This is a genomic window from Enterococcus sp. AZ140 (genome assembly GCF_051714405.1).
GTDB classification, from domain to species: domain Bacteria; phylum Bacillota; class Bacilli; order Lactobacillales; family Enterococcaceae; genus Enterococcus_B; species Enterococcus_B pernyi.
In genome coordinates, this window is sequence record NZ_JBIORU010000001.1 from 2,550,206 (window position 1) to 2,564,027 (window position 13,822).

The 13,822-nt window shown below is 38.0% G+C and carries 11 protein-coding genes and 1 pseudogene; 4 read left to right on the plus strand and 8 right to left on the minus strand.

The annotated features are described in order from the left end of the window. Positions 1–139: 139 nt before the first annotated feature. Positions 140–1,333, minus strand: coding sequence for an MFS transporter (locus tag IGJ39_RS11660; RefSeq protein ID WP_019723086.1), 1,194 nt, complete (start codon positions 1,331–1,333; stop codon positions 140–142). Positions 1,334–1,861: 528 nt separating this feature from the next. On the opposite strand from IGJ39_RS11660, the gene IGJ39_RS11665 reads away from it, so the two are divergent. Then, the gene (locus IGJ39_RS11665) at positions 1,862–2,086 is read left to right on the plus strand and encodes a hypothetical protein (RefSeq protein ID WP_019723088.1); all 225 of its coding nucleotides are present in this window, start codon (positions 1,862–1,864) and stop codon (positions 2,084–2,086) included. Between the two features lie 41 nt (positions 2,087–2,127). Here the strand turns inward: IGJ39_RS11665 and IGJ39_RS11670 are convergent. The 5 genes and pseudogenes from IGJ39_RS11670 to IGJ39_RS11690 all read right to left on the minus strand — a co-directional run. Next, positions 2,128–2,494, minus strand: a pseudogene (locus IGJ39_RS11670) (HAD hydrolase family protein); the annotation flags it as partial. A 54-nt stretch (positions 2,495–2,548) separates the two neighbouring features. Beyond that, positions 2,549–4,279, minus strand: a complete 1,731-nt coding sequence (locus IGJ39_RS11675; RefSeq protein ID WP_010734322.1) for an ABC transporter permease/substrate binding protein — start codon at positions 4,277–4,279, stop codon at positions 2,549–2,551. Continuing rightward, positions 4,272–5,465, minus strand: a complete 1,194-nt coding sequence (locus IGJ39_RS11680) for a quaternary amine ABC transporter ATP-binding protein (RefSeq protein WP_019723090.1) — start codon at positions 5,463–5,465, stop codon at positions 4,272–4,274. The genes IGJ39_RS11675 and IGJ39_RS11680 overlap by 8 nt, the downstream gene beginning before the upstream one ends. Before the next feature lie 196 nt (positions 5,466–5,661). Then, entirely contained in the window at positions 5,662–6,297 is a 636-nt protein-coding gene (locus IGJ39_RS11685) for a GntR family transcriptional regulator (RefSeq protein WP_010734320.1), read from the minus strand. Between the two features lie 235 nt (positions 6,298–6,532). Then, positions 6,533–7,351: a GH25 family lysozyme gene (locus IGJ39_RS11690; RefSeq protein ID WP_019723091.1), complete on the minus strand. Its 819-nt coding sequence runs from the start codon at positions 7,349–7,351 to the stop codon at positions 6,533–6,535. A 649-nt stretch (positions 7,352–8,000) separates the two neighbouring features. On the opposite strand from IGJ39_RS11690, the gene nrdH reads away from it, so the two are divergent. The 3 genes from nrdH to nrdF all read left to right on the plus strand — a co-directional run bounded on the left by nrdH (position 8,001) and on the right by nrdF (position 11,582). Further along, a complete protein-coding gene (nrdH, locus tag IGJ39_RS11695) occupies positions 8,001–8,225 on the plus strand; it encodes a glutaredoxin-like protein NrdH (RefSeq protein WP_019723093.1) in 225 nt (74 codons plus the stop codon). 181 nt (positions 8,226–8,406) lie between these two features. Then, on the plus strand, positions 8,407–10,566 hold the full coding sequence (gene nrdE / locus IGJ39_RS11700; protein WP_019723094.1) for a class 1b ribonucleoside-diphosphate reductase subunit alpha: 2,160 nt from the start codon (positions 8,407–8,409) through the stop codon (positions 10,564–10,566). A 50-nt stretch (positions 10,567–10,616) separates the two neighbouring features. Beyond that, positions 10,617–11,582 (plus strand): class 1b ribonucleoside-diphosphate reductase subunit beta, encoded by a 966-nt coding sequence (gene nrdF, locus IGJ39_RS11705; protein ID WP_010734316.1) that lies wholly within the window; start codon positions 10,617–10,619, stop codon positions 11,580–11,582. A gap of 75 nt (positions 11,583–11,657) precedes the next feature. On the opposite strand, the gene IGJ39_RS11710 is transcribed toward nrdF, so the two are convergent. Further along, the gene (locus tag IGJ39_RS11710; RefSeq protein WP_195339017.1) at positions 11,658–12,692 is read right to left on the minus strand and encodes an NAD(P)H-dependent amine dehydrogenase family protein; all 1,035 of its coding nucleotides are present in this window, start codon (positions 12,690–12,692) and stop codon (positions 11,658–11,660) included. A gap of 28 nt (positions 12,693–12,720) precedes the next feature. Next, entirely contained in the window at positions 12,721–13,821 is a 1,101-nt protein-coding gene (ald, locus tag IGJ39_RS11715; protein ID WP_019724174.1) for an alanine dehydrogenase, read from the minus strand. Position 13,822: the final 1 nt, after the last annotated feature.

Consider the following 13,822-nt stretch of genomic DNA (forward strand, 5'->3'; position numbering starts at 1 on the left):
CAGTAGTTTGGAAAAGAGTGTGCGTGGTGGCATTTTTTTGTGCTCGGAAAACTTCAAGCCTTCAAAAGTACTAACAAAATAGGCCAATAGCTATTGATTATAATCATTCGTGTCTTCTTTTACGAACCCTCCAACAGTGTCAGATCATTTCTTTTCTCTTTTTTCCTTTTAAATGATTTATATAAATCAATAGAAGCCCTACAGCTATAAATGCTGAACTAACAAGAAACATATTTTGTAAGGATAACGACCTCATTAATATTTTATTGATTAATAAAATGCTAATCACACCAATCTCTGTTACAAAAGAAATCGTTGCTAAAATAGAAGATTTTTTTTCTTCATAAGTGATGATCTCGCTTTCCAGCGTAAGTATCGAGCTACTAACAATTCCAATACATACCTCAACAAGAGCAAAAAGCATGATAGAAAGCCAACGGTTTTCAAGAATACCCATTCCAAACAAGGAGAATGATAAGATGTACAGTGTACCAATCAGTATCCTATTATTTGATTTAATACTTTTCGTTAATTGTGAATAGATCTCACTTCCCAAGACGACAGAAATCATACTTAATGTGAATACTGTGGATAGGTTGAAATTCAAACGATTAACATAAAAGATCGACCAATAAACTAAAACAAATTGTGTTGCCCCTTCAAAACATAGCGAAATAAATATCGCGTATAAAACATTTTTCTTGAGTAAAAAAGAAATATCTATGGATTTAGGTTTACGTTTTTTATGTATTCTGGGATTTAAATTAGAAAAATCATTATATTTGATCCAGCCATAAATAAATAGCGGATAGCAAAGCAAGCCCATAATAGAGAAATACAAAGGAAATTGATTATCGATTTGAAAAAGCGAAGTACCGATGTTCCCTCCCGCTAGAGTTGCAATATTTTGCAATGCCGTTCTTCTCCCCATTACTTTCTTCTCAAGTCTGATATTGAAATGATTCTCCAAGTCATTTGTATATGCTAGTACTGCCCCTGAGTTCATAGCTAATCCTATACCATAAAGAAATTCAGCTAATGAAAATCCAATAAGATCGTTTGAAAATAAAATAATACAAAAACTAGATGCAATCACTACTGAAGAAATAATAATGATTTTTACTCTTCCAATTTTATCTGCCAAATATCCTGCTGGTAATAAACCCAGTAAAATCCCTATATTTTGAAAACTCTTTATAAGACTGATATTGTTATCTATCACACCAAAATTTGAGTAATAGAGAGAAAAAATCCCTGACATTGAGCTTCTAAACAGGGTAAAAAACAGCGTGAAAACAATGAATGTAATGGCTATTCTCTTTTTATTCTCCATGCGTCAACTCTCCATATTCATGCTCACTAGCACACCGATAACTAAACTCGCCATTATAGTAAGGGATAGATTTAAGTAGTCACTGGATTGATTTAAATAAACTTCACTATCATTTATGTCTTCCATACCACAAGCTCCTTTCAATTTTAAACAAAAAACCGGCCTAATATTAGCCAGATGTCATCTCCTAAAATTAGATAAACATCAAACAATGTGAGAAAACCTTTTGGATCTGTCGTTTGTTCTTTGAAACTGCCCCCTTTCTTCGTGATCTATCCAATCAATTAACTATGGCAGCATCTCAAATTGAATAAATACATTATAACGTAAGATTTTATATATTTTGCAGCTTTCTTCCAACACTTTTATTTTTATAGCTGAACAAAAATCTTTATCCGCTAACAGGTGGTCATATCTGTCAGTAGTGATACAATGATTGTATCTACCCTATTTTCTCAATTTACCTCTTATCGGTTGATTTAGTAAAATTTGTATATTTTAATGAGTACATAGCAAAGGAGCAATTTTATGAATTGGTTTGAACAATATAAACAAGACTTTGGGTTTAAAAGCAACTACCAATTGAGTAAGAAAACTGGGATCACCGCTAGTAGCTTTACACGTCTAAATCAATCAGATGACTGGAACAGTGTAAAATTTGGCACAATGATCTTATTAGCTCATGCAGCTGATTTATCACTTGATGGATTCGTTGATTATTTACAGACAAAAAAAGAGTCTTCTGCCAATTAAATGGTTGAAGGCTCTTTCTCTGACATCAACTCACTGGGTTTTCATGCTTGTAAAGCAATCATTTTTTTGATGGTATGGAGCACCGCATCTTCATCATTCGACTTTGTCACAAATTGTGCAACTTCTTTGATTTGCTCAAAGGCATTGCTCATCGCAAAGCTGTAAGCGGTACATTCTAATAATTCGACATCATTTAGACCATCGCCAAATACCATGGTTTCTTCTGGTGTGACGTGGAGGATTCTTTGCAATTCTGCCACTGTTGTTCCTTTATGGACATTAAGATTTGAGATATCGTTCCAAGCGGCTTCTGAAGCAACGATATAGGCTTGTTTTTTAAATTTTTCCAATTGTTTGACATGTTCAAAACAGTTTTTTTTGCGGATCAAACACGGTGATTTCAAAAAAAATGACTTTACCGAAACAGTTTTTGTTTCAGTAAAGTCGATTTTTTTTATTTATTTAATTTTTCCAACTAGCAACTTTTTCTTGGTTCTTATCGATCCATTCTCTTGCTGCTTGTTGTGGGTCTTTGCCGTTGTTGATTTCCAACATGACTTCTTCCATGTCTTTTTCTGTCCAGTTGAATTTATCCAACACAGCATATGCTTCTGGTTGATCTTCTTTTAAGCCTTGGCGGACGATGGTGTGGATTTCTTCCGCATCTCCCATCGCATTTTTTGGATCTTCTAGATATTTCAAGTCATACTTCGCAAACATCCAGTGTGGCGTCCAACCAGTAAAGACGATTGGTTCTTGATTTTTGATTGCTTGTCCTAATGCAACCGTCATTGCACCTGAAGAAGAAGTCTCAACTGTCCACCCCTCCAGATTTGGATATTGGGCAATCGTATTTTCTGCAGCATTCACCACACCTGCACCAGGTTCGATACCGGTGATTTTTTTGCCTGCTTCATCGGTTAGATCCGCAATCGAGTTAACATCCATGTATGCTGGAACAGCTAATCCGACTTTGGCACCTTTCAAGTTTGCACCTAGATCATCGACTTGATCTTTGTATTGTTCATATTGAGAACCATGAGTTTTAGGTAACCAAGCAGCCACCATCCCATCTGATTCTCCTTTTGCAACGGATTCCCACATGATCGAATTATCAAGAGGCGTCACTTTCACATCATAGCCCATCTCTTTTAAGACTTCTGCTACGACATTTGTTGAAGCAACTTCTGTATCCCATTCCACATAAGAAAGATTGATCGTGTTTGTTTCTTTTGTTGAAGAACTAAAACTTCCTACACCGATCGCACCTAATAAAACAACGACTACTGCACCAATGATCACTCCTTGGCGCTTTTTATTTTTTTGTTTCGCAGTACCTGCTGCTTTTTGATCATTTGGTTGATTCAAGTGTTGCGTAAAACGGTCAATGATAATGGCTAAGATCACCAATGCTACCCCATTGACAAAACCATTTCCGACTTGTGCACGTTGTAAAGCAGAAAGGACACCACGACCTAAACCAGGCGCTCCGATCATTGAGGCAATCACGACCATTGAAAGAGAAAGCATAGTTGTCTGATTGATCCCTGCCATGATCGTTCCTTTTGCTAGTGGTAATTCAAGTTTCACTAGTTTTTGCCAACTCGTACTACCAAATGAATCAGACGCTTCTACTAACTCTTTCGGTACTTGGCGAATACCTAGGTTCGTAAAGCGAACAGTTGGTGGTAAGGCAAAAATCACTGAGGCAAACACCCCTGGAACCATACCAATTCCGAAAAAGGCAACTGCTGGAATCAAATAAACAAAACCAGGCATTGTTTGCATAAAGTCAAGGATCGGTTTAATGATTCCTTGCGCTTTATCATTTTTCGCCATGAGAATACCAAGAGGTACACCAATGATGATCGAGATCACACTAGATAGTAAAACCAATGTGACAGTATTCATCAAATCTGTCCATAGCCCTTGATTATAAATGAACCATAAGCCAATCAACGTAAATAATGTCAATCCGGGACGTTTTTTTGAAATAAAGAACGCTGCAACTGCCATTAAAAGAATAAATAGTGGTGCTGGTATCACTAATAAAAGATTCGTGATAGCTGTCATCACTGCTTGACCAATCGTTTGAAGGAATGAGAACAGTCCTGCGAACGTTGTTGTCAACCAATCAGTGATCGTTTCGACCCAGTCAGCGACGGGTATTTGATAGTTCAATAGATTATTCATGTTCGCTCACCTCACTTGTTGCTGCTAATGCTTCGATTACGCTACCTCGGATAATAACACCTTTTAATTTCCCGTTATCAACCACGGCTAATGGAGTCGGCGAATCATAAATAATATTGAAGATATCACTAACTAACATATCTTTACCGATCACGGTAACATTTTCATCAAGGAAATCGATCAATGGACGTTTTTGACGTCTTGCTTCTAATGCTTGATCTGCTGTAATGATCCCTTTTAAGTTACGTTTTCTATCAACAGCCATCAACATGCTGACTTCTTCATTACGCATACGTGTCAACGCAACGTTTGGACCATCTGATTCGATGTTTGTTGTTAGTGCAGGAACCATGATGTTTTGCGCCGTCAAGACTTTCGAGCGATCGACTTCTTCAACGAATTCTCTCACGTAATCATTGGCTGGATTAGTCAAGATTTCTTCCCCAGTACCGATTTGCATGATTTCTCCGTCTTTCATCAATGCAATGCGATCCCCGATACGCAATGCTTCATTTAAATCATGTGTGATAAAGATGATCGTTTTTTGCACATTGGATTGTAGTTCCAATAACTCATCTTGCATTTCACGACGAATCAATGGATCAAGTGCTGAGAAAGCTTCATCCATCAATAGGATCTCTGGATCATTTGCCAATGCTCGGGCTAACCCTACACGTTGTTGCATCCCACCAGATAATTGACTAGGATACTGGTCCTTAAAGGATAGCAAGCTTGAATTTTCTAACGCTTTTTCTGCTTTTGCTTGACGTTCTTCTTTAGGGACGCCACGAACTTCAAGACCGTATTCTGTATTTTCTAAAATCGTTCGATGTGGGAATAGACCGAAGTTTTGGAAAACCATATTGATTTTGTGTCGGCGAACTTCACGAAGCTCCTCTTTGCTGAGTGTGGAGATGTCTTCTCCATCAATCAAGATATTGCCAGATGTTGGTTCAATCAAACGATTCAATAGACGGATCAAGGTTGATTTCCCACTCCCCGAAAGTCCCATGATCACGAAGATCTCACCTTCTTGTACATCAAAACTCGCTTCATATACACCGACAGTTGCGCCGGTTTTTTGTAAAATCTCTGTTTTCGATTGGTGCTTTTTCATCATTTCCAAAGCAGTTTGTGTTCGTTTACCAAATATTTTCGTTAAGTTTTTGACTTCTACTTTTACCAAACAAATTCTCCTTTGTATGTAAATTCATTTTTCTTTCTGAAAAAAGTGACCACACTACGATAACACCATGTAGTCACTTTGTCAAAATTCAAGCATCTCTATTCTTAGTGAAACTATACAAAAAAATGGTCAATCCCTTATCAGTATAGGGATTGACCAAAATTAGAATTAAATGAGATTTTTCTTATCCGTTCGTTCACTGCCCATCTGGATAAAAAAAGTTTGTCATTCGTTGCAGCGTATACTCGTTCCCAATAAAGTGGACAGTATCCCCCGCTGAAAATTTAGCATACGGACCAGGCGAGACCAACAGTTCTTGATCGTGGGAAATTGCAATCACTGTTGCACCAGTGGCTTGCCAAATGTTCAATTCGCTGATGGATTGGTTTAAGTGAGCCGCTTCCTCTGTCAAAGCAAGTTCAAAAGGCAGAAGTGGGTTCATCTTATGTATTCGTTTCGTTTGACTCACCAGTTGATCCAATAGTTGTGAAAAATGGTTCAATTCTTCTTGTTGTTTTTTCACGCTTTCCATGATTTCTGCTTTTGTTTCTTGGATCGATTGCACATCTTGGTATTGTAAAAGGAAATCCTTTGCTTTTTCTTTAGATGCTACAAACGCACCACTGCCATGACGGACTTCCATGATCCCCAGATCGACCAAAACATTGATTGCTTTACGAGTCGTCTCTGGCGAAGCGTTATACGTGCTTGCTAAAGTGGATCTTGCATGGATCTTCTCGCCGATTTGATAACGATTTTCTACGATTCGTTCAGCCAAATCAACAGCGATCTGTTGATAACGTGGGCGAACCAGTTTGGTTTTTTCACTCATTTTATTCTTCCTCTTTCATCTACTTGTCAGCTAACATCTTACTATGGACGCTTCAAAGAAGCAAAAGTAAACTGGTTTTATTTTTTTCTTCTATACAAGAAATCCGGTAGTTATCAGTTGATTTCTCAAACTAAACAGTTCGTATCACTCACTTCGAGAATAAAGCGACAACCACGAAAATCAAAAAATTTTCGTGGTTGTCTTTTTGTTTCTTGCGCTAAAAAACAAATTTCATTTAACTTGTAAATTTTTTCAAATAGTCACTACTTACATCAAAATGACGGCTAGGAAATTCTGGGAAATAAAGATCACTTGCCCACTGCCAAGCTGCTGTATCTGTATGCAAAGGATTTTTATCAGAGGGATCGTAGGGCCACTGTGCAACCCAACAATTTTCTTTTCCTAGACGTGTCATATCCAATTTGTTTTCGGTGAACCAAGAAGCACTCGAATAGTGGACGACGTTTTGATAGCCTCCCTGTTGGATCGCTTTTTGGAAAACCAATGCATTATCTGTCACTTTGTCCACGTTCATCTTTGGATTTTCGCTATCGTTGACAACAACAGTTGACGATGGCAGGTTCAACTCTTTCATATAATCCAATAAAAACTGAGCTTCCCCTTTTGTGTCAGCTTCTTCATTGAACCACGCATAATGATAGACACTTACTTTTAGGCCTGCCGCAACGGCTGAAGCAATCTGTTCAGGAGCAAGCGGATTTTTATACGAGTCTCCTTCAGTCAATTTTATGACTACCCCTTTAATGCCGTAGTTTTTCATCGTTTGAAATTCTTCACTCGATATCTTGCCATTATTGGAAGATATGTCAATAAAATCTTTAGCTGGTCTGCCTGGTTCTGCAGCGGAGATTCCTGAATCGTCTGTCAGACTTCGAGTGAATGACTCTGAGAATTGGCTGCTGCTACCTAACACATGTTGATTTTTTTCAGTAATCGTAGGTTTGATTGGAATCGAAGTTGCCTGTGCTGTTCCTCCAACGTAAACTAGTAAAGTAAAACAAATAACACCTACCCATTTGACCATTGTACGCATCTTGGATCGCTTCCTTTTATTGAATTTTCAAAGCATCAACAAGACGTCCTGTTGGCTCTATTTAAACAAAAATCTAGGAATAAAAAAACAGATAACATGACAATTAACCAATTTTTAAACATAACATCGTTATTAAAAATTAAAAAAATATTGTTAGTTCAATTTTTACAACATTTATCATCTTACTACTATATATAGTGAGTACTCTTTTGACTTTTGCTATTTTGATTCGAGTTTCTCTTTTCGATGATCCTTAGACACTTCATGATCATTTTTCGTTTTGTGAAAAAATTTCTATCTCTAAAATGTATAAATACCTTTTTCTTCTGGTTTTGATCTGCATTTATTTCTCTTCTTTTTTCCATCATTTTGCATACCTTTTTCGTTTGTGATTTTTCGATCGAACATTCATTTATTGGCAAGCAAAGGTTAAAAAAATATTTTTTAACGGAGTTTTCCACAAGCATTTCTGTATTAATACAAGCGAATCTGCACGAGATACTTGTTTTCATTGTTTTTCAAAAACCACAAAACATAGTATTCCACAATTTCCACAACACAAGATGTAGTGTTTGTTGATTGACTTTTTTACTAATAGATTTATACTATTGATTATAGAGAAAACACACGAGCAAGGAGGCAAATAATAATGAACGTAAAAATCTTTTCAAAAAATAATTGTATGCAATGTAAAATGGTGAAACGCTTTTTAGCTGAAAATAAAATCGAGTTTGAAGAAGTAAATATCGACGAGCAACCTGAAGCAATCTCATGGTTAAAAGACCAAGGATTCCAAAGTGTTCCGGTCATCACTTCAGACGCAGCGACTGTCATTGGTTTCAGACCAGATCAACTACGTCACTTAGCTAGCTAAGAATCATTCAAACAGTTGTCAAATAGATCGAGGATTTACTTGATCCTCTGCCACCATGGATTTGATGGACTTACGGATATTGTCCGTAACCTCCCCAAATCCTTTTTTACAGCAATGAACACCACTATATCTTGTGGTCAAACACGTATCATCAAAATCAAAAAGAAGGTTGGGCGTATGTATGAGTCTTAAAAATCTAAAAGATGTCAGCTACTTTAAGCTGAACAATGAAATCAATCGACCAGTCAACGGGCAAATCCCTTTAAATAAAGATAAAGAAGCTTTAGCTGCTTTTTTTGAAGAAAATGTCAAACCAAATACGATGACGTTTCCAACAGTGATCGACAAAATCCAGTATTTGATCGACAACCAATATTTAGAAGCAGAGTTCATTCAATTATATAGTAGTGAATTTATTGAAAAACTTTATCAATTCCTATTCGAACAAAACTTTACATTTAAATCATTCATGGCAGCCTATAAGTTCTACTCTCAATATGCGTTAAAAACAAATGATGGTTCTGCCTACTTGGAATCTTATGAAGATCGTGTCGCATTCAATGCGTTGTACTTTGCGAATGGCGACGAAGAACTAGCCTTAGCTTTAGCTGATGAAATGATCCACCAACGTTATCAACCAGCAACCCCTTCATTTTTGAATGCTGGACGTAAACGTCGTGGTGAACTTGTTTCTTGTTTCTTGACTCAAGTAACGGATGATATGAATTCGATCGGTCGTTCGATTAACTCTGCCTTACAACTTTCACGAATCGGTGGTGGTGTTGGGATCACACTTTCTAACTTACGTGAAGCCGGAGCGCCGATCAAAGGATACGAAGGCGCAGCTAGCGGTGTTGTTCCAGTCATGAAATTGTTTGAAGATAGCTTTAGTTATTCGAACCAATTAGGACAACGTCAAGGTGCGGGTGTCGTTTATTTAAACGTCTTCCACCCAGACATCATGATGTTCCTTTCAGCAAAAAAAGAAAATGCAGACGAAAAGATTCGCGTGAAGACTTTATCACTTGGTGTGATCGTCCCAGATAAATTCTATGAATTAGCACGTAAAAACCAAGAAATGTATCTATTCAGTCCTTATAGTGTGGAAAAAGAATATGGTGTGCCATTTTCTTACGTAGATATCACTGCGGAATATGACAATTTAGTCGCAAATCCAAATATCCGTAAACAAAAAATCAAAGCCCGTGATTTAGAAAACGAGATCTCTAAATTACAACAAGAGTCTGGTTATCCGTATATCATCAATATTGATACGGCAAATCGTGAAAATCCTGTAGACGGTAAAATCATCATGAGTAACTTATGTTCTGAGATTTTACAAGTACAGACACCTTCTGTCATCAACGGCAAGCAAGAATATGAAGAGTTAGGGACAGATATCTCATGTAACTTAGGTTCTACAAACATCGTCAATTTGATGGATAGCCCTGACTTTGGTCGTTCTGTCCGCACGATGACTCGTGCATTGACGTATATCACAGATGCTTCGGATATTGACGTGGTTCCACCGATCCAAAACGGAAACAAATTGAATCATACGATCGGACTTGGTGCCATGGGACTTCATACTTATTTTGCCAAAGAGCAAATGGAATATGGTTCCGAAGATTCACTTGATTTTACCAATGTTTATTTCATGTTGTTGAATTACTGGACACTTGTTGAAAGTAACAATATCGCACGTGAGAGAAAACAAGTCTTCCATAATTTTGAAAAATCAGCTTATGCAGACGGCACTTATTTTGATAAATATGTCACTGGCGAATTCCAACCAAAATCTGAACGAGTTGCTGCTTTGTTTGAAGGTATCTTTATTCCGACTGCCCAAGACTGGGAAAACTTGAAGCAAGCAATCATGAAAGATGGTTTGTATCACCAAAATCGTTTAGCTGTAGCGCCTAATGGTTCTATTTCTTATATCAACGATACTAGTGCAAGTATCCATCCGATCACTCGTATGATCGAAGAACGCCAAGAAAAGAAAATTGGGAAAATCTATTACCCAGCGCCTTATTTATCAAATGAAACAATTCCGTATTACACTTCTGCTTATGATATGGATATGCGTAAAGTGATCGATATTTATGCCACAGCACAAAAACATGTGGACCAAGGAATGAGTATGACGTTGTTTATGCGTTCAGAAATCCCAGAAGGTTTGTACGAATGGAAAGAAACGACAAAACAATCCACACGTGATCTAAATATTCTAAGACACTATGCTTTCCACAAAGGAATCAAATCGATTTATTATGTACGTACGTTTACAGACGATGCAGAAGAAATCGGCAGCAACCAATGTGAAAGCTGTGTAATCTAATTTCACTTAGTGATAGAACCGTTACTGGATTTTAATAAAGGAGCATTCTCATGTCAGAAACTTATTATGCAGCGATAAACTGGAATGAAATTGAAGATATCATTGATAAATCGACTTGGGAGAAATTAACTGAGCAATTTTGGTTAGACACACGTATCCCTTTGTCAAATGACTTAGACGACTGGCGTACGCTTTCCCAATTAGAAAAAGATACAGTTGGTCACGTATTTGGTGGATTGACTTTACTTGATACCGTTCAATCAGAAAGCGGGATGGATCAATTACGTAAAGATGTCCGCACGCCCCATGAAGAAGCGGTATTGAACAATATCCAATTTATGGAGTCTGTCCATGCGAAAAGTTACTCTTCGATCTTCAGTACATTGAATACGAAAAAAGAAATCGAAGAAATCTTTGAATGGACGAATACGAATCCTTATCTACAGAAAAAAGCGGAGCGTATCAATGAAATTTACAAAAACGGTACGCCGTTAGAGAAAAAAATTGCTAGTGTCTTTTTAGAAACCTTCTTATTTTACTCAGGATTCTATACACCACTTTATTATTTAGGAAATAATAAATTAGCCAATGTGGCAGAGATCATCAAGTTGATCATTCGTGACGAATCTGTCCATGGCACGTATATTGGCTATAAATTCCAACTAGGTTACAACGAATTACCTGAAGAAGAACAAGAAACATTGAAAGACTGGATGTATAATTTGTTATATGAATTATACGAAAACGAAGAGCGCTACACAGAAGAATTATATGATCCAATCGGTTGGACGGAAGAAGTCAAAACATTCTTACGCTACAATGCAAATAAAGCATTGATGAATCTAGGAATGGACCCACTATTCCCTGATACAGCAAATGATGTCAACCCAATCGTGATGAATGGGATCTCTACTGGTACAAGTAACCACGATTTCTTCTCTCAAGTCGGAAACGGCTACCTATTAGGTAACGTAGAAGCGATGAAAGATGAAGATTACTTGATTGGTTTAGACTAAACGAAAAAGAGCTTGGATATTGCATCCTCGCTCTTTTTTTGTTTCTCTTTAACCAACTGACAACCTTAGTTCTATCTATTTTTCATCTAAATAAAGATGTGCTGGATACGTCATATATTCGACAGGTTGCAATTGATCGATCGTGACATAGCCTGCGTTGGAATTGATCACCGTCGGTATCCGGTTGATCAACGTAGCGCACGTATGCTTTGGTGTATCTGGTTTGGTCACTTCAAATTGCATACTTGGCGTTCCTTCGATCGACCAAGTACATAAATCGCCTTCACCTGTCTGATAGACTTTTCCAGTACAACCGACTTCCACCACTGGACCTTGTACCGTTTCAATCGTTGCCACAGCAGACATGCCAATCGCTTCGCCTGCTTTGATCGTCCGTTCCATTGTTTTTGATGGAATATCTTTATCTAAAACGATTGGAACGTTCTTTTGAGCAATGCGTTTGATCGTCCAACCCATTTTGGCACAGATGGCTTCTGCGGTCATCCAAGAATAGGAAGGCAAATCGGTTGCATTGGCAATTTCTTTGTCAAATCTTGCTTGGTCATAGCCCACACCATGTGCTTCTGCTAACGCTTTTCCATAGTGTTCGATATCATAACTGACTTCCCCACTGATTTTTTGTACGTCATTCATGCCAGCAGCCAGCAGCGTTGGAAACAACACCCAGTAAATATCTTGCATTCCTGTTCCTGAAATCGTAACGTTGTTGGCTTTTGCGATTTTATCCAAACGATTGGTTTCTGCAACCGAAGTCGTCCAAGGATATAAAGTTTCTTCACTGATTGTTAAAACATTGACTTCATAGGTCAAGGGTATCTCTAAACTTGGCATGAAATCTTTGATATAACTAGCTATCGTGACTAATGCCACATCGGCATCACAGTTTTGAAATACTTCGTGGGGATCGTTAGAGATTTTCACTCCTAAAGCTTGGTCATATCCTAAATATAGCCCTAGATCCTGACCGATCGCCTCTGGACGATTGTCTACAGCTCCAACAATTTCAATATCTTTTGCCATGGCATATTTGATAATCTCTTTCGACATTTTTCCACAGCCGACTCGGACCATATGAATTTTTTTAGTCATTGTATTGCCTTCACTTTTTAGAAAATTTTTAAACGAGCTCACGAATATCGTCAACGGTTCGCTCAAAAACTTCCCCCACTTCAGGACAGGTCAGTTTTCCTTTATAGGTACTGATTCCTGGTAGGATCTCTGGATACGTTTGGATGACTTCTGTCAGTGATTGGGAGGCTAAGCCCTTGATATATCTCATCGTGACATTCGTTAAAGCTAACGTAGACGTTTGAGGAACTAAACCTGGCATATTCGCAACCGAGTAGTGGATCACTCCATGTTTAACGAAAGTCGGTTCTTCATGGGTGGTTGGCTGGCTCGTTTCAAAACAGCCGCCTTGGTCAATCGCAATATCCACCAAGATCGTTCCTTCTTTCATCTGTTTCACTAATTCTTCTGTGATAAGATGTGGGGCTTTTTTACCTGGTAATAAGACTGAACCAATCACGATATCGCTAGTCAACGCCATTTTCTCAATATTCGCTGGGCTTGAGTAGAGTGTTTTTACTTGTCCATTGAACATCTCTGACAATTCACGTAAGCGATCGATGTTGACATCTAAGATCGTCACATCTGCACCTAATCCATGCAAGTAATGTGCCGCACTCACTCCGGCGATCCCACCACCTAAAATAGTTGCCTGAACCGGTAAAACACCTGTTACACCTGAAATCAATTTTCCACTTTGCTTCGCTAAAATCTCCGCACCCAATAGACCGCCTAAACGGCCAGCGACTTCACTCATTGGTGCGAGTAATGGGAATGCTCCGTTTTTCGTAACCATTTCATAGGCAATCGCTGTTGTTCCAGACTTGATCAATGCTTCGGTCAATTCAAGATTTGCGGCTAGATGCAAGTACGTAAATAAAATCAAGTCTTCTCTAAAGTATTGATATTCTGATGCTAGTGGTTCTTTGACTTTCACGACGATTTCTGCCGACCAGACTGTCTCTGGATCAGCTTTGATTTGAGCGCCAGCTTCACGGTATTGACTATCTGTAAAGCCTGATCCTTCCCCTGCGTGTTCTTCTACATAAACGATATGACCTGCTGTTACTAACTCTTTGACTCCTGCGGGTGTCACGCCTACACGTTTCTCTGAATTTTTGATTTCTTTTGGTACACCAATGATTGTCATA